This is a genomic window from Ruegeria sp. CH10, from assembly GCF_056537125.1.
Genome location: NZ_JBQFQY010000002.1, coordinates 577308 through 599121, shown reverse-complemented (window position 1 = coordinate 599121; position 21814 = coordinate 577308). Strand labels below are relative to the sequence as shown.

Genomic DNA, 21814 nt, shown 5'->3' with positions numbered 1-21814 from the left:
ACGGGGAAGTCAACGAATCCAACGGGGTGGTGGTATTTCTACCTAAGAGGCCGCCTTCTTGGTTGTTTTCTTGGCCGCCGCTTTTTTCTTGGGGGCGGCTTTCTTTTTGGTGCCTTTCTTGGCGGCGCGTTCGTTGACCAGCTCGATGGCCATTTCCTGCGTCACGTCCTCGGGCTTGATGTCTTTGGGGATGGTCGCATTGACCTTTTCCCATTTCACATAAGGCCCATAGCGCCCGTCCAGAACCTGCATCGCGCCCCCGTCGGGGTGGTCACCCAGTTCCTTGAGCGGCTTGGCCGCCGCCCGCCGCCCACGCCCCGGATTGGCGCGTTTTTCGGCCAGCATCTCAACCGCGCGGTTCATGCCGATTTCAAAGACGTCATTGGGGTCTTTGACGTTGACATAAACGGGTTTCGCCTCTTCGGGCAGCTGGTGCATGATATACGGCCCGAACCGCCCAAAGTTCGAGCTGATCATGCCGCCCTCGGGGTGTTCGCCGATCTGGCGGGGCAGCGACAACAGCGTCAGCGCCTTGTCCAGATCCATGTCATCTTTGCTCCATCCACGGGGCAGGGACGCGCGGGGCGGCTTCTTGTTCTCGGGCGTCGGCTCGCCGCGCTGAACATAGGGACCAAACCGGCCGGATTTCAACCAGATCTCATCACCCGCATCCTCGCCCAGCAGACGCTCATCACCCTCGGCACCTTCGCCCGCGATGGGGCGGGTATAGGTGCATTCGGGATAGTTGCCACAGCCAACAAACCCGCCTGTGCGCGAGGTTTTCAGGTGCAACTGACCCACACCGCATTTCGGGCAGACGCGGGGGTCGGACCCATCCTCACGCGGGGGGTACAACTGAGGCGCAAGCGCCTCATCCAGCTTGTCCAGCACCTCGGAAATGCGCAGTTCCGAGGTCTCGCCAATCGCGGCTGAGAAATCGCGCCAGAACTTGCCCAGCAGGTCTTTGTAGTCACGCTCACCGGCGCTGACATCGTCCAACTCGCCTTCCAGATTGGCGGTGAACTCATAGCCGACATATTGCCGGAAGAAATTCAGCAAAAAGATCGTGACGATCCGGCCTTTTTCTTCGGGGATCAGCCGGTTCTTGTCCTTGCGCACATATTCGCGGTCCTGAATCGTGGTCACGATCGAGGCATAGGTGGACGGGCGCCCGATCCCCAGCTCTTCCATCCGTTTGACCAGCGTGGCCTCGGTATAGCGCGGGGGCGGCTGGGTGTGGTGTTGCAAGGCCAGCACGGCCTCATTCTCGGACAGCACCGCCTGTTTGTCGTCGCTGGTGGCCTTGGTGAATTGATCCTTCAGAGAGGTCTTGGCGAACCGCGCCGGATCGCCTTGCATGATCTGCGGCAGGCGTTTGTCGTCGTCATCGGCCACGTCATCGCGGCCTTCCTCATAAACGCGCATGAACCCGTCGAACATCACCACCTGACCGGTGGCGCGCAGGCCAACCTGACCATCGTCGCTGCCGATCTCGACCGTGGTGCGTTCCAGCCGTGCGGCGGCCATCTGACAGGCGATGGTGCGCTTCCAGATCAGGTCGTAAAGCTTGCGCTGATCCTCATCCGTAACCTTCAGGTCGCTGGCATCGCGGGCCATATCCGTGGGGCGGATACACTCGTGGGCTTCTTGCGCGTTTTTGGCCTTGTTCTTATAGATACGCGGGCTGTCGGGCACATATTCCGCGCCGTACCGGTCGGCAATCGCATCGCGCGCGGCAGCGACGGCCTCGGGCGCCATATCGATGCCGTCGGTTCGCATGTAAGTGATGTAGCCCGCCTCGTACAGCCGCTGGGCCACCTGCATCGCGTGGCGCGCGCCCATGCCGAACTTGCGGCTGGCCTCTTGCTGCAAGGTCGACGTCATGAACGGGGCCGACGGGTTGCGCGCCGCGGGTTTGGCCTCGACCGAGGTGACGCTCAGCGCGCGGCTGGTGATCGCCTGAACGGCCAGTTCGGCTTGTGTGGCGTTTTTCAGGTCATGCTTGTCCAGCTTGTTCCCGGCCAAGGTGACCAGACGCGCCTCATAAGTCTGGCCGCGTGGAGTTTCGAACAGCGCTTTGACCGACCAGTATTCAACCGGTTTGAACGCCTCGATCTCCATCTCGCGTTCAACGATCAGGCGCAGGCAGACCGATTGCACGCGACCGGCTGATTTCGCGCCGGGCAGCTTGCGCCACAGGACCGGCGAAAGGTTGAAGCCCACCAGATAGTCCAGCGCACGGCGGGCCAGATAAGCCTCAACCAAAGGCATATCGACTTGACGCGGGTTCTGCATCGCCTCGGTCACGGCGTCCTTGGTGATGGCGTTGAAGGTGACGCGGCTGACCGGCGTATCCTTTTTGATCGAGCGGCGTTTGGTCAGCGCCTCTTGCAGGTGCCAGCTGATCGCTTCGCCCTCACGATCGGGGTCGGTGGCGAGGATCAGGGCGTTGTCTTCTTTGAGCGCGTCGGCGATGGCTTTGACATGCTTGCGGCTGTCGTTGCCAACCTCCCACTTCATCTCGAATTCGTGTTCGGTATCGACCGATCCGTCCTTGGGAGGCAGGTCCCTCACGTGGCCGTAAGACGCCAAAACCGTGTAGTCAGGGCCAAGGTATTTATTGATTGTCTTGGCCTTGGCAGGGGATTCTACAACAACTACAGGCATTTAAGGGGAAACCTCGCTCGACGAATTGGGCGCCTTCTATGATGGTGCAAAATGTGTAGGGCAAGAGGGAATTGTCAATGCGTTCCTTTACAAACCCTAAAATCATGGCGATTTCAGAGCGCTAGGGGGTGGAATCTGTAGCGTGCGGATCAGGCCGACAAGGACAGCAGCCCGCCCGGCTGGCGTTGAATGCGGCCGTCCAACTCCAGATCGACCAGTGCCGGGCCGATCTCACCGGCTGAGGCGGCGACGTCGCGGATCAGCTGGTCTTCGGCGATAGGAGAAGGTCCGAGGCAGGACAGGATCTGCTGGTGCAGCGAGCCAGAGGGGCGCACGGGTTCCGGCGGGGTTTCCGGCTCGATCGGCGTGAACATTTCGGCTTGCCGCTTTGGCAGGGCTTCGATCACATCGTCGGCAGAGCGGATCAGGGTCGCCCCGTCGCGGATCAGCAGGTTGCACCCGGCGGCACGGGCGTCGAACGGGTGGCCGGGAACGGCCAGAACCTCTCGCCCCTGATCCAGCGCGTCGCGCGCGGTGATCAGGCTGCCGGATTTGGCAGCGGCTTCGACCACCACCACCGCCTGCGCCAAACCCGAAATAATCCTGTTGCGGCGCGGAAAATGCCGGGCCTGAGGGGTGACGCCCATCGGCTGTTCCGACAAGCGCAAGCCGGATTTGGCGATATCATGGGCCAGATCGGTGTTTTCGGCGGGGTAAATGACATCAACCCCTCCGGCCATGACCGCCACCGTCCCGGTTTCCAGTGCGGCCATATGCGCCGCGGTGTCGATGCCGCGGGCAAGCCCCGAAACGATGACGTAGCCGTGCTGCCCAAGATCGCTTGCCAATCCGCGCGCCATCCGCGCGCCGAGCGATGAACAATTGCGCGCGCCGACCATGGCGATGGACGGTTTTTGCAGGATCGACACATCGCCCACGGCCCATACCATAGGCGGCGCGTCGTTTAGATCATTCAAAGCCACGGGAAACTCAGCGGACCCAAGGCACAAAAGCCGCGCATTGGCGGCTTTTGCGGCCTTGAGTTCCGCCTCAATCACGCCGGGCGGGCAAACTTCATACCCTTTTATTCCGGCGGCGCGTGCCATTTCAGGCAGCGCGGCCAGCGCGTTCTGCGCTGAGCCATGTTCCCGCATCAGCCGACGAAATGTCGCCGGACCAACCTTGCGAGAGCGCAACAGACGAAGCCAGGAAAACCGATCCTCTTCCGTGGTGGGTGGGAGTGTGGGGTGATAGGAAGAATGCTGCTCTTCGGTCATCCGTCGCTCCGCCTGATTGCAGAACTGGTTTACGGCTGCAGGGGTTAACAGCGTGTAAATCCCGTCAAATTATTCGGATAATTTTCCTGAAATGAGCTGAAGATCCGTTTAGGCGGCTGAAAACAATAAAGAATAAAACGCCCGGCTGAGGGCTCACCTCAACCGGGCGTTGTGCAATGCGCGCTGGATGGCGGTGCTGGGTTAACCCTAATCGCACCCGATTCTGTGTCAGGCCGCCGATCCGCCAACCGTTAGCCCGTCCATCAGAACCGTTGGCTGGCCGACACCGACAGGCACCCATTGGCCGTCTTTGCCACACGTGCCCATGCCCGGATCAAGCGCCATGTCATTTCCCAGACCCCGGATACGTTTGAGCGCCGATGGCCCGTCACCGATCAGCGTTGCGCCCTTGACCGGTGCACCGATCTTGCCGTTTTCGACCCGATACGCCTCGGTGCAGGAAAACACGAATTTGCCGTTGGTGATGTCGACCTGACCGCCGCCAAATCCCACGGCCCAGATGCCATCCTTGATATCCGCAACCAGCGCGGCCGGGTCGGCATCGCCACCCAGCATCACGGTGTTGGTCATCCGCGGCATGGGTTTATGCGCATAGCTCTGACGCCGCCCATTACCGGTGGGCGCAACACCCATCAGGCGCGCATTCTGGCGGTCCTGCATATAGCCGGTCAGGATGCCATCTTCGATCAGAACGGTGCGCGAACTGGGCGTGCCTTCGTCATCGACAGAGATCGAGCCGCGCCGGTCTGCAATCGTCCCGTCATCCACCACGGTCACCCCTTTCGAGGCGATCTGCTGCCCCATCAGCCCGGCAAAGGCCGAGCTTCCCTTGCGGTTGAAATCGCCTTCCAGCCCATGCCCAATAGCTTCGTGCAGCAGGATACCGGGCCAACCGGGGCCAAGCGCGACCTCCATCACACCCGCAGGGGCAGGGATGGCGTCCAGATTGACCAGAGCGATCCTCAGAGCCTCACGCGCTTTGTCCTGCCAATCGGTGGGGTCGATCAACCCGTCCAGACCGACGCGTCCGCCACCGCCTGCCGAGCCGCTTTCGCGGCGGCCATTCTGCTCGACGATGACCGAGATATTCAGACGGGTCATCGGCCGCACATCGCGGACATGGACACCGTCGGGGCGCAGGATTTCGACCTCTTGCACTGCGGCTGTGATTGTTGCGCTGACCTGCACAACGCGCGGGTCCAGATCACGGGCGAAGGCGTCGATCTCGCGCAGCGTTTCGATTTTGACAGGGAAATCCGCAGATTCGATTGGATCTTCGTCCGTATACAGGCGGGTGTTGGTGGCGCGTGGTGCCTCGGCCAGTGTGCCGCCACCATCGCCCACCGCCAGCCGCGCGGTTTCAGCCGCCCGCTTGAGCGCCCCGATCGAGACATCCGTGGAATGCGCATAGCCAGCCACTTCGCCCTGTACTGCGCGCAGGCCGAATCCTTCGGAGGCGTCGTAGGATGCGGTCTTCAAACGCCCGTCATCAAAGACCAGCGCTTCGGATTTCCGGCGCTCGACGAACAGTTCGCCGTCCTCGGCACCAGCAGTGGCGGACTGCAGAACCGCAAGCGCCTCATCACGGGGAAGGGCGCTTTCAAACGGGCGAAACGGGTCGTTGGGCATCAGTTGGGACCTTTCGAGTTTGATCCAGATCAAAAACAGCGTCTGTTTGACGCAAGCATTTTGCTTTATCTACCCTCCGGAATATGGTTTTTAACGCTGCCAAAGACAACGGGATAGGTGCGACCGATTCACACCTTTTCGCCAGGGACGCAAAGATCAAACGATCAGGACAGAACATGAAGAATGCTTTGATGCTTTCGGGCTTTATGACAGCCCTCTCCAGCCTTCCCGCCATGGCTCAAGAACTTGAGATCATTGGCAAACCGGTTGATGGCGGCATGGGTTTTCAGCCCGCAGCCACCGATCTGGCCACCGGGATTCATCGACTGGACGGAATGATTCTGGTGATCATCACCGCAATCTGTATTTTCGTTGCGGGTCTGCTGATTTACTGCATTGTGCGCTACAACCAGCGCGCCAACCCCACACCGGCACGTTTTTCGCACTACACCCCGGTCGAGATCGCCTGGACCCTGGGCCCAATCCTGATTCTGGTGTTCATCGGGGCTTTCTCGCTGCCGGTTCTGTTCAAACAGCAGGAAATTCCGGAAGGTGACGTTGTCATCAAGGTTGTCGGAAACCAGTGGTACTGGACCTACGAATATGTCGATCACGACTTCGCGTTTGACAGCTACCTGCTGGGTCACCCGGCGACGCTGGACGAAGGCGCGCGCCCTGCGGATGCCGACGTGACCCCGTTCGTGCTGGATGACGCGATGCGGGCAAAGCTGGCGGACGCGGGCTACAGCGATGATGAATGGCTGCTGGCCACCGATACCGCCGTTGTTGTGCCGGTCGGCAAGGTCATCGTGATGCAGGTCACTGCATCGGACGTGATCCATTCCTGGACGATCCCCTCATTCGGGGTGAAGCAGGACGGTGTTCCGGGTCGTCTGGCCGAGCTGTGGTTCCAGGCTGACAAAGAAGGTATCTATTTCGGCCAGTGTTCCGAGCTGTGCGGCAAAGACCATGCCTACATGCCGATCACCGTCAAAGTGGTCAGCCAAGAAGCCTATGACGAATGGCTGCAAGGCGCTCTGGAAGAGTATGCCGGTCAACCTGTGCCGTATCAGGTTGCCTCGAACTAAGCCGGTTTCGGTCTAATTCCAAACATGCTAGCTGCGCGGGTTTCGCGCAGCTTTCGCCCCAAAAGGACCCGACATGAGCGACGCAAGCATCAACGCCAGCACCGTTTCTGCGCAGGCCCGCGCGGACGAGGCCAGCTTTGGCGATTATTTCGCCCTGCTGAAGCCTCGGGTGATGTCATTGGTCGTGTTCACCGCGCTGGTGGGCCTGCTGGCTGCACCGGTGCCGGTGCATCCTGTTGTGGGCTTTTGCGCCATCCTGTTCATCGCCATCGGCGGAGGGGCGTCTGGTGCCCTGAACATGTGGTGGGATGCGGATATCGACCGCGTTATGAAACGCACCAAGAACCGTCCGATTCCAGCCGGCAAGGTACAGGAAGGCGAGGCGCTTTCGCTTGGGCTGGCGCTGTCGGGTCTGTCGGTGATCATGCTTGGCTTGGCGACCAACTGGTTTGCCGGGGCTTTTCTGGGCTTTACCATCTTTTTCTACGTCGTGATCTATACGATGTGGCTCAAGCGGTCGACGCCGCAGAACATCGTGATCGGCGGTGCGGCAGGGGCATTTCCTCCGGTCATCGGATGGGTGGCTGCAACCGGATCTATGTCGATTGAGCCATGGCTGATGTTCGCCCTGACCTTCATGTGGACGCCGCCGCATTTCTGGGCGCTGGCGCTGTTCATGCGCTCGGACTACGACGATGCGGGCGTGCCGATGCTGACCGTGACCCATGGGCGTCGCGCAACCCGCTGGCATATCCTGATCTATACCGGTCTGCTGGCGCTTCTGGCCGTTGGCACCGCATTTTCGGGCATTGGCGGCCCGGTCTATCTGACCGTTGCCGTGGTGATGAACGCCCTGTTCCTGCGCGGTGCTTGGCAGATTTCCCGCCGGACCGAAGACGATTCCGAGGCGGACAATTTCAAGGTTGAACGCAGCTTTTTCAAATTGTCGCTGTTGTACCTCTTCCTGCATTTCGGTGCGATTCTGGTTGAAGCCTTGTTGAAGCCTTACGGGCTGGGAGGCTGGTCATGAGCCTGCGCAAGAGCCACGAGTTGCACGAGCGTCGCTTTAGCCGCAACCTTGGGGTCGGCCTGACACTGGCCGCCTTTATCGTGATCATTTTCGGCCTGACGATTGTAAAGGTTTCGGGCACGAGCCTGGGACAACCCGTGCAGGAGGTGCAAAACTGATGGCTTTGTCCGGTCCGCAGAAGACAGTTGCGCAAACCGTGGGTGTGGTTGTTCTTATGGGCAGCCTCGCGTGGGCGGCGGTGCCGTTTTACGACTGGTTCTGCCGAGTCACGGGCTTTGGCGGCACCACCGGCGTGGCCGAAGCAGCGCCTGAGGATATTCTGGACCGTACCGTGACCGTGCGCTTTGACGCCTCCAAAGCCAAGGATATGGCCTGGGAGTTCAAACCGGTCGAGCGCGAGATGGAAGTGCGCATTGGTGAGACCGGTCTGGCCTTCTATGAGGCGTATAATCCCACAGACCGGCCGATCGCGGGGCAGGCGTCTTATAATGTCGCGCCCTATTCGGCGGGCGGATACTTCCAGAAAATCGCCTGTTTCTGTTTTGAAGAGCAGGTGCTTGAACCCGGCGAACGGGTTCAGATGCCGGTTTCATTCTTCGTCGACCCGGAAATGGTTGACGATCTGGAAGCGAAATATGTTCATACGATCACTCTGTCGTATACATTCTACGAAATTGACCTGCCCGAGGGCTATGCCGCCTTGGATGCGCAGGCTGATACAAACACGAACTAACGCCTTTAGGTGAGGGACGCAGATGGCACACGCTAAAAACCACGATTATCACATTCTGCCACCATCGGTCTGGCCATTGTTCAGCGCAGTGGCCGGTTTTGTGATGCTGTTCGGCGCCGTCCTTTGGATGCACGGCGTAACATCGTTTATGTTCTGGGGGGGCCTTGTTGGCGTCCTGTACTGCATGTTCGCCTGGTGGTCGGACGTGGTGGCCGAAAGCCGCGCCGGGGATCACACGCCGGTTGTCCGCATCGGGTTGCGCTATGGCTTTATCCTGTTCGTGATGTCCGAGGTGATGTTCTTCTTTGCCTGGTTCTGGTCGTTCTTCAAACATCGCATGTATCCGATGTACGACTATGCAGGTACCGAGTACATTCAGCCTGACATTCACGCGGTTGACCCGTTTCACCTGCCGCTGATCAACACTCTGGTCCTGTTGCTGTCGGGTTGTGCGATCACCTGGGCGCACCACGCGCTGGTGCATGACAATGACCGCAAAGCGCTGATCAATGGTCTGGCCATCGGTATCGTTCTGGGTATCCTCTTCACTGCGCTGCAGGCCTATGAATATTATGAGCTGCTGGCGCATGAAGGCTGGGAATTCGGTGGCGACCAGTTCTATTCGAACTTCTTCATGGCGACGGGTTTCCATGGTGCCCACGTGATCATCGGGACGATCTTTCTGACTGTCTGCCTGATCCGGGCCTTACGCGGGGACTTTACGCCCGAGAAGCATGTCGGTTTTGAAGCGGCCGCCTGGTACTGGCACTTTGTGGACGTGGTCTGGCTGTTCCTGTTCTTCGCGGTCTACATCTGGGGTCAGGCCCCGCTGTTCTGAGCCGGTCAGAGGATCCAAATGCAAAAGCCGCCCTTGGGGCGGCTTTTTCTCTATTTGGGCGCAAGATTGCGCCCGATACAATTGCGTGGTTGCATTCTCGACCGCTCCGCCCTTAACAAGACGCCGGTTTCTGCAACAAGGTTTCACCAGACTATGCGTCGCATTCTGTTCCTGCTGATCTTTGGGCTCGCCGGTTTGGGCGTGCTGCTGTCACTGGGCGTCTGGCAGGTGCAGCGGCTGGCCTGGAAAGAAGGTATTCTTGCCGAGATCGACGCCCGTATCACCGCAGACCCCGTGAGCTTGCCGCAGACCCCATCCGAGGAGGCAGACAAGTATCTGCCCGTCACGATCTCGGGCGACATGGAGCCGGGGGAGATCCATGTGCTGGTTTCTGTCAAACAGGTTGGGGCAGGGTATCGGATCATTCAAGCGTTTAGCACTGATGACCGGACCATTCTGGTGGATCGGGGATTTGTGCCGACCACCGCAAAGCAAACGGATCGCTTGATTGGCCCGATGGAGGTCACGGGAAATCTGCACTGGCCGGATGAGATCGACAGCTACACCCCCGAGGCGGATATCGACGCGAACATCTGGTTTGCACGCGATGTGCCCAATCTGGCTGCCGCGCTGGGGACAGAGCCTGTCTTGTTAATCGCGCGTTCGCAAACCGACACTGGCATTACGCCATTGCCCGTCGATACGGCGGGCATTCCCAACGATCATCTGCAATACGCAATCACATGGTTTGGTCTGGCTCTGGTCTGGGCCGCAATGACCGGTTATTTCCTGTGGCGCAACCGCGCCCCTGCACAGAGTGAAGAGCAATGAAATACATCTCGACCCGTGGCCAAGCGCCTGAACTGACCTTTGAAGAGGCGATGCTGACGGGCCTTGCCCGCGACGGCGGCTTGTACCTGCCCGCCGAGATCCCGGTGATGAGCCATGATGAGATCGCCGCGCTGGCCGGTCTGTCCTATGAAGAGATCGCATTCCGCGTGATGTGGCCCTATGTCAGCGGTTCATTCACCGAAGATGAGTTCAAGGATATCATTGCCCGCGCCTATGCAGGGTTCGGCCACGACGCCCGTGCGCCATTGAAGCAGTTGAACGAGAACCACTTCTTGCTGGAGTTGTTCCACGGTCCGACATTGGCATTCAAGGACTTTGCAATGCAGCTGATTGGCCAGTTGTTTCAGGTGGCCCTGAAACGGCGTGGGGATCGCGTAACCATCGTGGGCGCGACCAGTGGGGATACAGGTTCGGCCGCAATCGAAGCATTCCGAGGACTGGACGCGGTGGATGTGTTCATTCTGTTCCCCCATGGCCGTGTGTCCGAGGTGCAGCGCCGCCAGATGACCACGCCGGCCGACAGCAATGTGCACTCGCTCGCTGTGGATGGCGATTTTGACGATTGTCAGGCCGCGCTGAAGGATATGTTCAACGATTTCGATTTTCGTGACGGGGTGAAACTGGCCGGAGTGAACTCGATCAACTTCGCACGGGTGCTGGCGCAGATCGTGTACTATTTCTCGGCGGCTGTTAGTGCTGGTGCACCGCATCGCAAGGTCAGCTTTACCGTGCCGACCGGCAACTTTGGCGATATCTTCGCGGGCTATCTGGCCAAGCGTATGGGTTTGCCCATCGACCGTCTGGTTGTCGCGACCAACCAAAACGACATTCTGCATCGTTGCCTCTCGGGCGAGGGGTACTTCAAGGGCGATACAATCCCGTCGATCAGCCCGTCGATGGATATTCAGGTCAGCTCGAACTTTGAGCGTGCGCTGTACTATGCCTATGGCGAGGATGGCAGCGCCGTCGCGCAGTTGATGGATGAGCTGAAGACAGGCGGATTCAACGTGAGCCAAGGCGCGATGGAAGCCCTGCGCGAAAGCTTTGACTCGGGCCGGGTGTCCGAGGATGAAACGCTGGAGACGATCAAACACACGCTGGCCCACAGTGCGGAACTGGTCTGCCCGCACACTGCTATCGGTATCAAGGTGGGCGAAGACCATCGTGCCGCAGACGTGCCGATGATCACGTTGGCCACTGCGCATCCGGCGAAATTCCCGGCGGCGGTTGAGAAGGCGAGCGGGGAACATCCGCCTCTTCCATCCCGCATGTCTGATCTGTATGAACGTCCGGAACGGGTGACACGGATTGCCAATGATCTGGGCGCCCTTGAGGATCATATCAAAGGGCATATCGCCGAGTGACTGTCAGACAAGACCAGCTGAAGAACGGATTTCGGATCGTCAGTGAGAACATACCGGGGCTGCAATCTGCGGCCATCGGCATCTGGGTGACCGCGGGTGCGCGGAACGAGCGGATCGAACAGAACGGCATCGCGCATTTTCTTGAACACATGGCGTTCAAGGGAACCGAGCGGCGATCCGCGCTGCAAATCGCCGAAGCGATTGAGGATGTGGGCGGGTATATCAACGCCTACACATCGCGCGAGGTGACGGCCTATTACGCGCGCGTTTTGAAAGACGACGTGGCGTTGGCGATGGATGTCATCGGCGACATCGTTCTGAACCCGATTTTCGACCCGCGCGAGATCGAAGTTGAGCGTGGCGTGATCCTGCAGGAAATCGGTCAGGCCTATGACACGCCCGACGACGTGATCTTTGACTGGCTGCAAGAGCAGAGCTATCACGACCAGCCCCTGGGCCGCACCATTCTGGGACCGTCTGAGCGGGTCAGCGCGTTTTCGCGCGAAGACCTGTCGGGTTTCGTGGCTGAGCACTATGGGCCCGAGCAGATGATCCTGTCGGCGGCGGGGGCCGTGGATCATGATGCGCTGATGAAAATGGCCGAAGAGATGTTTGGTCATCTGCAACCGCGCAAAGGTTTGATTGCCGAAGCCGCGAAATTCACCGGCGGTGAAGCGCGGCAGGAGAAGGACCTCGAACAGGCCCATTTCGCGCTGGCGCTGGAAAGCCCGGGCTATCGCGACGATGCGATCTATACGGCTCAGATCTATTCCACCGCTTTGGGCGGCGGTATGTCTTCGCGCCTGTTTCAGGAAGTGCGCGAGACGCGCGGGCTCTGCTATACGATCTTTGCGCAGACCGGAGCCTATGCGGATACCGGAACGACGACGATCTACGCCGGAACGTCGGCGGATCAGGTGGGCGAATTGGCCGCGATTACCATCGATGAGATGAAGCGTGCTGCTGAGGATATGGGCCCTGAAGAGGTCGCCCGCGCCCGCGCGCAGATGAAGGCCGGGATGCTGATGGGGCTGGAAAGTCCGTCGAACCGGGCGGAACGGCTGGCGCGGCTGGTGCAGATTTGGGGCAGGGTGCCCTCGCTTGAGGACACGGTCGCCAAGATCGATGCAGTCAGCACAAAGGACGTGCGCGCCTTTGCCGAGACGATGGCGGTGCAGGCCCCGGCGGCGCTGGCGCTTTATGGTCCGGTCTCGGGTGCGCCCACATTGGCGACACTACAGGAGAGGCGCGCGGCGTGATGCTTTTGGGCCGACGCAAGCTGAAACTTGAAACAGCGCGCCTCAGCCTGCGCCCGCCCGTTCATTCCGATTTCAACGACTGGGCGGCGCTGCGGCGGGCCTCGAAAGAGTTTCTGACCCCGTGGGAGCCGATCTGGGCCAAGGATCACTTAAGCCGCAAGTCTTTCACCAACCGTGTCTATTGGGCGCAGCGATCCGTGGCGAGCGGCACGGCGATCCCGTTGTTCCTGTTCCGGCGCGAGGATGATGTGCTGGTGGGGGCGATCACCCTGGACAATATCCGGCGCGGTCCGGCACAGGCCGGGACGCTGGGCTATTGGACCGGTCAGGCCTATGCCCGCAACGGCTATATGCGCGAGGCGATTGGCGCTGTTGTGCATCATGCCTTCACCCGTCTGGACCTGAGCCGGATCGAGGCCGCGTGTTTGCCCGAAAACACGCCCTCACGCGGGTTGTTGGAGCGGTCGGCGTTCAAATATGAGGGCGTGGCGCAATCCTATTTGCAGATCAACGGGCGGTGGCGGACGCATGTTCTGTATGCGTGTCTGCGGTCTGACCGGCGCGGTAAGACCGACGCGGGGTAGTGTGACCCTGCGGGTCATCGGGGCTCTGCCCCAAACCCCGGGATATTTAAGGCCAGATGAACTAGGGGCATGACTTGGCCCGCGTCTGCGCTAATATCAGGTCATGCGCTGGTTGGTTGCGGCATTGATGATGATTTCGGGCGGGGCTGCGGCGCAGGAGCGGCGGCCGAGCCATTGTATTGCCATCGCGGATGCAGCGCCCGGGATTGAGTATCTGCACAAAGCGGCCTGGAATGATCCGGTGCCCGAGTTCTCGGTGCGGATCAGTTACGTTGCCCATGCGTCCTTCCTGATCCAGACGCAGGGCGGATTGAATGCGGTGACGGATTTCACCGGGTTTATCGGCGGCGCGGATCTGATCCCGGATGTGGTGACCATGAACCACGCCCACAGCACCCATTGGACTGCACATCCTGATCCGGCCATTCCTCATGTTTTGCCAGGCTGGGGCGAGTTCGGGCAGGGGATCGAGCATCATCTGGATCTGGGTGAAATGCTGGTGCGCAATGTCTCGACCGATATCCGGTCGGTCTATGGCGGGGTCGAAGAGCGCGGGAATTCGATCTTTGTGTTTGAGATCGAAGGGTTGTGCATCGGCCATCTGGGCCACCTGCACCATGTGCCCTCAGATGAGCAATTCGCTGCGCTGGGGCGTCTTGATGTGGTGATGGCGGCGGTGGATGGGGGCACGACCATGCCGTTGCCCGATATGATCGAGGTGCTGAAACGGCTCAAAAGCTCGGTCATTATTCCGATGCACTGGTTTTCGGGCTTTTCGCTGGATCGGTTTCTGGTCGATATCAGGGATGAGTTTCCGGTTGAGCGGAATGGAGTATCCGAGTTGACTGTATCGCTGCGTACGTTGCCCGACAGGCCCACGGTGGTGGTTCTTGAGCCGCGCTATCTGATTGATCTGGAATAGGGCTTGTCGCGGCCCGGCAGCTTGGGCAAGGAATGGGTATGACACTGAATTCCGCCGATGAAGCCCTTGCCGATCTGATCCGCTCTCAACTGGGTGACGATATTTTGCGTCCTGTGACAGAGCGCTATCTGGAAGAGCCGCGTCGTCGCTTTGCCGGGCAGGTGGGCCTGCTGGCCCTGCCACGCTCGGTCCAGGACGTGTCTGCGCTGGTTCGGCTGGCCGCATCAGCGCGGGTGCCAGTTTTGCCCTATGGCGGTGGTACCGGATTGGTAGGCGGGCAGGTGATGTCCGAGGGACCTGCGCCGCTGTTGATCTCAATGGAGCGCATGAGCGCGATCCGGGCAGTGTATCCAACCGAAAACATCCTGATTGCCGAAGCCGGCGCCATTCTGGCCGATGTGCAGGATGCGGCGGACGCGGCGGATCGGCTGTTCCCGTTGGCGTTGGCTGCCCAAGGGTCGTGTCGGATTGGCGGCAATCTTGCCACCAATGCCGGGGGCGTCAACGTTTTGCGCTATGGTAATGCGCGCGATCTGTGTCTGGGGCTTGAGGCGGTGCTGCCCAGTGGTGAGATTTGGCATGGGCTCAGCCGGTTGCGCAAGGATAACACCGGCTATGACCTGCGCAACCTGTTGATCGGGGCTGAGGGGACGCTGGGGATCGTTACGGCTGCGTCGTTGAAGCTGTTTCCCCGTCCAGCAGAGGTTGGGACCGCGATGATCCAGGTCGCCTCGCCCGAGGCAGCGATTGATCTGCTGGCGCTGGCGCGGGATCAGTTGGGCGACGCGGTCAGTACGTTCGAACTGATCCACAGGCAGGGGCTGCAATTCCTGACCGAAGTCCTGCCGGAGGTACGTCAGCCTTTTGCCGCGCAGCCGGAATGGTGCGTGTTGATCGAACTGGGATTGTTCGCGGGGCAGGCGCCGTCCGAGGCGCTGGAAGCGCTCTATGCGGCGGCGGATGGTCTGGTGGGGGACGCCGTCATCGCGCAGAACGAGGCGCAGCGGGCCGAGCTTTGGGCCGTGCGCGAAAACATACCCGAGGCGAACCGGCTGATCGGATCGGTGTCCAGCCACGACATTTCTGTTCCGATTACAGAGATTCCCGCATTCATTGTGAAAGGTGCCGATGTGATCGGGGCACTGGGGCCGTTCCGCATCAACTGTTTCGGGCATTTGGGGGACGGCAATCTACACTATAACGTTTTCCCTCCGACAGGCCGTGACCGATCTGAATTTGATAACCAGCGGCAGGCCGTCAAAGAGGTGGTGCATGATTTGGTGCACGCCTTTGGCGGATCTGTCAGCGCAGAGCATGGCGTCGGACGGCTGAAAACCGGTGATCTTGAGAAATATGGGGATGGGACCAAATTGACGGCCATGCGCGCCATCAAGACGGCGCTTGATCCGCTGGGAATTATGAACCCCGGCGCGGTTCTGCGATAGAGGGCGCGGCCCGGGTCGAACCCAGCCGCGCCAGAGGGTTTACGAACCCGGCAGGATGACCTTGTCGATCACGTGGATCACACCGTTCGACGTTTCAATATCGGCCTGAACGACATTTGCGTCATTCACCATAACGCCGTTGTCCAGATCGATAGTTATGTCTCCGCCCTGAACAGTGGCGGCTGTCATATCGTCCGACAGATCACCCGACATCACTTTGCCCGGCACCACGTGGTAGGTCAGAACGGCGACCAATTGGTCCTTGTTCTCGGGCTTCAGCAGCGTCTCAACCGTGCCTTCCGGCAGGGCAGCAAAGGCCTCGTCTGTGGGGGCGAATACGGTGAAGGGGCCTTCGCCCTTCAGGGTATCGACCAGCTCAGCTGCCTGAACAGCCGCGACCAGGGTTTCAAAGCTGCCCGCGCCCACGGCGGTGTCGACGATATCTTTGGAGTGACCGTCGGCATAGGCAGAGGTGCTCAGGATCAGACCAGCCACACCGGCGAAAGCAAATTTGCGAAACATGATAGAGTTCCCTTGTTGGAATGTCTCAAATGACATCACCGGGGGTACGCCGTATCCACGCAACAAGATCACTGAATACGTCTATGAAATCTACTTGACCGCAGGCCGAGTGGCGCTAAGTCAGCGCCACCTGAGATTTCCACTCACATTTTTGTGACTGAATGGAGCTCAGAGCCCCTCGAATTCGCACAGAACTTGCACGTCCATGCCCATATCTTCCAGCACCTTTCGCCCACCCAGCTCAGGCAGGTCGATGATGAAAGAACATGACACGATCTCGCCGCCCAGACGTTCGATCAGCTTGATCCCGGCGGCAGCGGTGCCGCCGGTTGCCAGCAGGTCATCGACCACCAGAATTTTCTCGCCGGGTTGAATGGCGTCGTCGTGGATTTCGACGATCGCCTCGCCATATTCCAGTTTGTAATCCTGGCTGATGGTGGTGCCGGGCAGCTTGCCCTTTTTGCGGATGGGAACAAAGCCAACGCTCAACTGATGGGCGATGGCCCCGCCCAGAATAAAGCCGCGCGCCTCAAGCCCGACAACCTTGTCGATCCGTTCGCCCGCATAGGGGTGCAGCATCTGGTCGATCGCCATGCGAAACCCGCGCGGGTCGGCAAACAGGGTTGTGACGTCCCGAAACATGATCCCTTCGTGCGGGAAATCAACGATGGTGCGGATGTAATCCTTGACCGATTTGTTTCTGGACATGGCTGGCCCCTCTGGCGTCAAAATACGCTGGGCTGTTTGGCCCATTGGGGTCAGTCATGCAAGGATTGATTGGTCAGCCTTATTTGTGACGGCCCGTAATCGCGTTCGGCAGGCTCTTGTAGCGGTACAGCGCGGCGGGCAACCACGACAGGTGGGGTTTGCGCCAATTGCGCTGGTCTCGCAAAAGAAATGCCTGAGCAGTATGAAGGTTCATTGCCATATTCCTTTTTTATTGTTAGGTGCTCGATACCTACAATTTCTATGCTATGTATATACAATGAATAGCTGGCGGAATCAAGTGTTCGAAGAGGAAAAACAACGTGGCAAAGAAAGACGGCAAGGGTTCCACCAAGAAAAACAGTCAGTTGGTCCTGCGTCTGGACAAGGATGAGCGCGACGCTTTTGTCGAGCTGTGCAAAGAGCTGGACACATCCGCCGCGCGCGAAATTCGTCGCTTTATCCGCAGTTTCATGAAAGAAAACGCCGAGGACTGATCTTTAGGCCGGGCGGCGCAGCACGGCCGTTGCGATGCCCATACCGATCAGGCTCAACCCTCCGAACCGGGTCAGGTTCGTGATGACATTGGGGCGTCCGATCATGCGACGCAGCTTGTCCGCCAAAAGTGCATAGGCCAGCGCGTTCAGCCAGGCGAGGCCGACGAAGGTTGCGATCAGGATCACAAATTGCGGCCCCAGCGGTTCCGCAGGGCGCAGGAATTGCGGCACAAAGGCGATAAAGAACGCGATGGATTTGGGGTTCAGGGCGGTGACGGCTGCGGCGTGGCCAAACACGCCTCGGGCGGTGACGTTGCGCCCGGTCTCGACGGTTTGCAACCCGCCCGACGGCGCGCTGCGCAGCAATTTGATGCCCAACCAGATCAGATAGGCCGCGCCCGCCCATTTCAGCACTGAAAACAGCGTGGCCGAGGCCAGCACCAACGCACCAAGCCCCAAAAGCGAGGCTGTCATGGCCACCAGATCCCCCGCTGCGACCCCTGTGGCGGATGCAACCGCAACACTGCGGCCTTTGGACAAGGCATAGCTGAGAACCAGCAGAACGGTGGGGCCGGGGACAAGAAGCAGGGCGGTGGATGCGACCACGAAGGTTAGCCAAAGATCAAGGGACATGTGCGATCCTGTGTTGCGATCTGCCCACCAAGCCTTGGCGCGCGCCTCAGGTCAAGCCTTTCCCGGCTCGGTCACGCGGCGCATTGCGGCCTCAAGCGGGCCGCGTTTGAACCGCCGCGCCCACAGCAGGGCAAACCCCGAGGACAAGGCGCAGAACAGCAGGGCATATCCAACAATCTGCGGCGCGCTGAGCGTGCCATCCAGCAGACCCATTTCCTCAAGCACGCCCATCCCGATCAGGATATGCGCCATATAGAGCGTCAGGCTTTGACGCCCCGGTGCCGTCAGGATCGGACCAATGCGCAGGTTCGCAATTTTGGGCCATAGTTTCAGCAGCAGACCGATCACCACGCAGGACGATCCGGTTCCGGCCAGAATATAGAACGGCCCCGGTGGGATGGACTCGGTGCCCAAATAGGCCGCCAGTTCAGGGTTCGCGACCAGCATTGCGGGGAACAGGGCCAGAACCGCCGCACCGTACCCCCACATGATCAACCGGTGCTGAATGCAGATCGTGTGCAGCTCGGACCGGCCGATGGCCATGCCAATCAGCAGGAAGGCGGCCCAGGGCAGGACCGGGTGCCAGCCGTTGAAAAGGGCATTGCGCAGAAACCCGGGCAAGGTCCACAGGTCGGTATAGGTCAGGGTGGCCCAATCCCACCCCCGGTCATAGTCAAAGACTAGGTTTGCCAGAACGGACAACACGACAATCCCCAGCGCGCCCAGCCACAGCCCGCGCGTGGGGGCTGTCAGAAAGGCGGCCCCAATGACGAAATAGAGCGCATAGAAATGCAGGATGTCGGCGTCGAAAACGGACATGTTGATCAGGCCAAGCACAAACAGAAATGCCGCGCGGCGCAGCAAAATCCCGGCTTGGATATTGGACAAACCTATGCCAATGCCCGCTAGGATCACGAACAGCGCCGCCGCCCGTCCTTCTAACGCGTCCACCAGAACCGACGCCCAGTCATGCCCCGACGCCCAGTCATGCCCCGGCGCAACCTGTGCGGCGATGCGGAAGTTCACCAGCACCATTCCGCAGAATGCCAAATACCGCGCGGCGTCCAATGCGTGCAAACGTTTCATCTCGGTCCTTTGTCTTTGCGGCGTGATGCCCCAGATTTGTGGCGCAAATACGGTTCGATGTTTGGTTTTGAGTAAATAATCCGAGAGGCGGGGACTCACCGCCTCGGGCGTTGCTGCAAACAGAAGTTAAAGATTGAGTGAAGAGCGATTCATCTTGCTTGAATCGCAGCCCAAAGCGCCCAAACTGAGATAAATTCACAGGATTGGAGGCACGTGTGACGCAGTCGCATCCCGATTATTCCAAGGTATTCGAACAAATGAACAAGCCCGAGCCAAAATCCGGGCGCACGCGACGTGTGCTTGTCCTGTTGATCCTGATCGGTGCGGTGTTTTACGCGGGCATCCTGGGGTACATGTACGTCAATCAGGACAATCTGCTGTATAAACCGTCCGGCGCGCTGCCGGACCCTACGGCAGTTGGGCTGGCCGATGTTGAGGTGATCTCGATCCCGATGTCGGATGGGGTTGTCCTGACGGCGTGGTCTGCGCCCGCCGCGACCGAAGGCGCGCCAACCGTTCTGTTCTTTCACGGCCAAAGCGGCAATCTGGGGGATCGCGCGGATCGGATACGTGAAATACTCAACAGCGGCTATGGCCTGCTGGCGCCCAGCTATCGCGGCTTTCCCGGTAGTCAGGGCGAGCCGTCAGAACTGGCGTTGATCTCGGATGGGATCGCGTTGTTCGACCGTCTGGACGGCGAAGGCGCGGATGTCGTCCTGCATGGTCAGAGCCTGGGCACCGGTATTGCAGCCGCCGTCGCTCAGGAACGCCCGAACGCGCAGCTATTGGTTCTTGAAGCCCCGTTTACCGCCACTGTCGATGTGGCCTCAGAGCGCTATCCGTTTCTGCCCGTCTCAACCCTGATGAGGGACCAGTTTGCCACGCGCGATGTGATTGACTCGATTACCGTGCCCATCCTGATCTTCCACGGCACCGAGGATCAAGTGGTTCCGCTGCACCACGGTCAGGCGCTGGCGGCAAAGGCGGGTGAGAACGCCCAGCTTTACGTCGCGCAGGGCGGAACCCACAACGATCTATGGACGCATGGGTTGTGGGATCAGGTGCACAGCACGCTGACGCAATAGCCGGGTCACAAAACCCGGCCCGCAACCGCATCCAGCTTGGCCAGCAGTGCCGGGTCGCGTTTTTCCGGCGCGGTCAGGATCGCGTACTCCAAGGCCCGATCGCAGCCATGTTGGCAGGGCGCGCGGTCAGGGCCCAACAGGGCGGGCAGACCTTTGACCAGCGCGCGGCCTTTCTCGGCATTGCCTGTGAGGGTGGCGATGATGGCACTTACGTCGACCTCTCCGTGATCGGGATGCCAGCTGTCATAATCGGTGACCATCGCGATTGAGGCATAGCAAAGCTCTGCCTCACGGGCGAGTTTCGCCTCGGGCATGTTGGTCATGCCAATCACGTCGCAGCCCCATTGTTCGCGATACATTTTCGATTCCGCGAGGGTCGAGAATTGTGGCCCCTCCATCGCCAGATATGTGCCGCCGCGATGTATGGTGACACCTGCGGCTTTGCCCGCAGCCTCGCACGCGTCTGACAGGCGCGGGCAGGTGGGATGCGCCACGCTGACATGGGCCACGCAGCCGGTGCCGAAAAAGCTTTTCTCGCGCGCAAAGGTCCGGTCGATGAACTGGTCGACGATTACGAAATCGCCCGGTGCCATATGTTCGCGGAACGAACCGCAGGCAGAGACCGAGATCACATCCGTGACCCCCAACCGCTTGAGCGCATCGATATTGGCGCGATAGGGAACCTCGGTCGGGGAATGCACGTGCCCGCGCCCGTGGCGGGGCAGAAAGGCCATGTCGACGCCGCCCAGTGATCCGGTCAGAATCTGGTCCGAGGGTCGGCCCCACGGCGTTTCCACGGTGACCCATTCCGAATTCTCCAGCCCGTCAATGTCATAGATGCCTGATCCGCCGATGATGGCAATTCTGGTCTGGGTCACGGGACGTCTCCGATTTCTGGTGGCTGGTCAGAGATTTGTGCGCCGCGATCTGCGGTTTGGCAAGGGGGCGCGACCGCTTAATCCGACTGGAAAAGATCCCGCGCCCGTGCCTGATCCTGAAAATCCTGCCAAGCCTCGTTGAACCCCTGCAACGCCCAGGTCAGATCCTGCGATTGTCCATGCCGGTCCCGGAAAACAAAGCGATAGGCGTCGCCCTGCAGCATGGCCTCGACGATCTCATCGGCCCGGCTGCCTTCGAAGGTACAGCTTAGCCCGGTCAGGCAACCGGGGCGGCGGGTGCGCCAGATGGTGCCATCGGCCCCATCGATCCGAAATCCCGACGGTTGAAACAGCGTGCCCGGCTCCATCCCGAATTCAATCGCAACACCATCGGGGGCAGGGGTAATGAAAACGAACTGAGCCCCGAATTTCGGCCGTAGCGAGAACACCTCGGCCCGTCGGATGTAGCAGCGTTGTTTCAACGCGCCGAATTCTTCGCGCTCATCACAGATCGAGTTCCAGATGCCAAACGCTTGATAGTGGGTCACGCGCCAGTTGCTGGCGGTGTCATTCCCTTGCAAATCCTGCGCCAGTGCGGCCAGCGGCGTCAGAAACAAAAGGATCAACCATCGCATGCTTTACTTGTGCGCATCCGGTAGAGCCTGCGCAACTCACGACTTTGCGAGATAGCCGGTATGC

The 21814-nt window shown here is 59.9% G+C and carries 23 protein-coding genes; 13 read left to right on the top strand and 10 right to left on the bottom strand.

Annotated features, from left to right (window positions below; all coding sequences use genetic code 11):
- Positions 1-42: 42 nt before the first annotated feature.
- From topA to tldD, 3 genes are all read right to left on the bottom strand, one after another.
- Positions 43-2667 (bottom strand): type I DNA topoisomerase, encoded by a 2625-nt coding sequence (topA, locus tag ACRZ94_RS09330; RefSeq protein ID WP_480652569.1) that lies wholly within the window; start codon positions 2665-2667, stop codon positions 43-45.
- 149 nt (positions 2668-2816) lie between these two features.
- Complete coding sequence (gene dprA, locus ACRZ94_RS09325) at positions 2817-3944, bottom strand: DNA-processing protein DprA (RefSeq protein ID WP_480652567.1); 1128 nt, start codon at positions 3942-3944, stop codon at positions 2817-2819.
- Between the two features lie 228 nt (positions 3945-4172).
- Positions 4173-5594 carry a metalloprotease TldD gene (gene tldD, locus ACRZ94_RS09320; RefSeq protein WP_480652565.1) on the bottom strand — a complete coding sequence of 474 codons (1422 nt, stop codon included), beginning with the start codon at positions 5592-5594 and terminating at the stop codon, positions 4173-4175.
- Positions 5595-5770: 176 nt separating this feature from the next.
- Here tldD and coxB point away from each other — a divergent pair, with 176 nt between their 5' ends.
- The 11 genes from coxB (at position 5771) to ACRZ94_RS09265 (ending at position 15709) form a co-directional block, all read left to right on the top strand.
- Positions 5771-6682 (top strand): cytochrome c oxidase subunit II, encoded by a 912-nt coding sequence (gene coxB, locus ACRZ94_RS09315; RefSeq protein WP_480652563.1) that lies wholly within the window; start codon positions 5771-5773, stop codon positions 6680-6682.
- A 73-nt stretch (positions 6683-6755) separates the two neighbouring features.
- Entirely contained in the window at positions 6756-7712 is a 957-nt protein-coding gene (gene cyoE / locus ACRZ94_RS09310) for a heme o synthase (protein WP_480652561.1), read from the top strand.
- Positions 7709-7870, top strand: coding sequence for a hypothetical protein (locus tag ACRZ94_RS09305; protein ID WP_480652559.1), 162 nt, complete (start codon positions 7709-7711; stop codon positions 7868-7870). Before cyoE ends, ACRZ94_RS09305 begins: the two co-directional genes overlap by 4 nt.
- Entirely contained in the window at positions 7870-8445 is a 576-nt protein-coding gene (locus ACRZ94_RS09300) for a cytochrome c oxidase assembly protein (protein ID WP_480652557.1), read from the top strand. The genes ACRZ94_RS09305 and ACRZ94_RS09300 overlap by 1 nt, the downstream gene beginning before the upstream one ends.
- A 22-nt stretch (positions 8446-8467) precedes the next feature.
- A complete protein-coding gene (locus ACRZ94_RS09295; protein ID WP_480652555.1) occupies positions 8468-9283 on the top strand; it encodes a cytochrome c oxidase subunit 3 in 816 nt (271 codons plus the stop codon).
- Positions 9284-9436: 153 nt separating this feature from the next.
- Entirely contained in the window at positions 9437-10114 is a 678-nt protein-coding gene (locus tag ACRZ94_RS09290; protein ID WP_480652553.1) for an SURF1 family protein, read from the top strand.
- Positions 10111-11499, top strand: coding sequence for a threonine synthase (gene thrC / locus ACRZ94_RS09285; protein WP_480652551.1), 1389 nt, complete (start codon positions 10111-10113; stop codon positions 11497-11499). The genes ACRZ94_RS09290 and thrC overlap by 4 nt, the downstream gene beginning before the upstream one ends.
- Positions 11496-12758, top strand: coding sequence for a M16 family metallopeptidase (locus ACRZ94_RS09280; protein ID WP_480652549.1), 1263 nt, complete (start codon positions 11496-11498; stop codon positions 12756-12758). The genes thrC and ACRZ94_RS09280 overlap by 4 nt, the downstream gene beginning before the upstream one ends.
- The gene (locus ACRZ94_RS09275; protein WP_480652547.1) at positions 12758-13342 is read left to right on the top strand and encodes a GNAT family N-acetyltransferase; all 585 of its coding nucleotides are present in this window, start codon (positions 12758-12760) and stop codon (positions 13340-13342) included. Before ACRZ94_RS09280 ends, ACRZ94_RS09275 begins: the two co-directional genes overlap by 1 nt.
- A 103-nt stretch (positions 13343-13445) precedes the next feature.
- Positions 13446-14264, top strand: coding sequence for an MBL fold metallo-hydrolase (locus tag ACRZ94_RS09270; RefSeq protein ID WP_480797185.1), 819 nt, complete (start codon positions 13446-13448; stop codon positions 14262-14264).
- Between the two features lie 38 nt (positions 14265-14302).
- Positions 14303-15709 carry an FAD-binding oxidoreductase gene (locus tag ACRZ94_RS09265; RefSeq protein WP_480797184.1) on the top strand — a complete coding sequence of 469 codons (1407 nt, stop codon included), beginning with the start codon at positions 14303-14305 and terminating at the stop codon, positions 15707-15709.
- A gap of 39 nt (positions 15710-15748) precedes the next feature.
- Here the strand turns inward: ACRZ94_RS09265 and ACRZ94_RS09260 are convergent, their stop codons facing one another.
- The 3 genes from ACRZ94_RS09260 to ACRZ94_RS09250 all read right to left on the bottom strand — a co-directional run bounded on the left by ACRZ94_RS09260 (position 15749) and on the right by ACRZ94_RS09250 (position 17153).
- Positions 15749-16231 (bottom strand): fasciclin domain-containing protein, encoded by a 483-nt coding sequence (locus tag ACRZ94_RS09260; RefSeq protein WP_480652541.1) that lies wholly within the window; start codon positions 16229-16231, stop codon positions 15749-15751.
- A 168-nt stretch (positions 16232-16399) separates the two neighbouring features.
- The gene (locus ACRZ94_RS09255) at positions 16400-16939 is read right to left on the bottom strand and encodes an adenine phosphoribosyltransferase (protein WP_239336031.1); all 540 of its coding nucleotides are present in this window, start codon (positions 16937-16939) and stop codon (positions 16400-16402) included.
- A 79-nt stretch (positions 16940-17018) separates the two neighbouring features.
- A complete protein-coding gene (locus tag ACRZ94_RS09250; RefSeq protein WP_480652538.1) occupies positions 17019-17153 on the bottom strand; it encodes a hypothetical protein in 135 nt (44 codons plus the stop codon).
- A 106-nt stretch (positions 17154-17259) separates the two neighbouring features.
- Between ACRZ94_RS09250 and ACRZ94_RS09245 the strand changes: the two genes are divergently transcribed.
- Positions 17260-17433, top strand: coding sequence for a hypothetical protein (locus tag ACRZ94_RS09245; RefSeq protein ID WP_480652536.1), 174 nt, complete (start codon positions 17260-17262; stop codon positions 17431-17433).
- Positions 17434-17436: 3 nt separating this feature from the next.
- Here ACRZ94_RS09245 and ACRZ94_RS09240 read toward each other — a convergent pair whose 3' ends face one another.
- Positions 17437-18066 carry a LysE family translocator gene (locus ACRZ94_RS09240; RefSeq protein WP_480652534.1) on the bottom strand — a complete coding sequence of 210 codons (630 nt, stop codon included), beginning with the start codon at positions 18064-18066 and terminating at the stop codon, positions 17437-17439.
- A 51-nt stretch (positions 18067-18117) separates the two neighbouring features.
- Positions 18118-19152, bottom strand: a complete 1035-nt coding sequence (locus tag ACRZ94_RS09235) for a DUF418 domain-containing protein (protein WP_480797183.1) — start codon at positions 19150-19152, stop codon at positions 18118-18120.
- Between the two features lie 215 nt (positions 19153-19367).
- On the opposite strand from ACRZ94_RS09235, the gene ACRZ94_RS09230 reads away from it, so the two are divergent.
- Positions 19368-20237: an alpha/beta hydrolase gene (locus ACRZ94_RS09230; RefSeq protein ID WP_480652530.1), complete on the top strand. Its 870-nt coding sequence runs from the start codon at positions 19368-19370 to the stop codon at positions 20235-20237.
- 5 nt (positions 20238-20242) lie between these two features.
- Here ACRZ94_RS09230 and ACRZ94_RS09225 read toward each other — a convergent pair whose 3' ends face one another.
- Complete coding sequence (locus tag ACRZ94_RS09225) at positions 20243-21115, bottom strand: S-methyl-5'-thioadenosine phosphorylase (protein WP_480652528.1); 873 nt, start codon at positions 21113-21115, stop codon at positions 20243-20245.
- A gap of 77 nt (positions 21116-21192) precedes the next feature.
- A complete protein-coding gene (locus ACRZ94_RS09220) occupies positions 21193-21750 on the bottom strand; it encodes a hypothetical protein (RefSeq protein WP_480797182.1) in 558 nt (185 codons plus the stop codon).
- Positions 21751-21814: the final 64 nt, after the last annotated feature.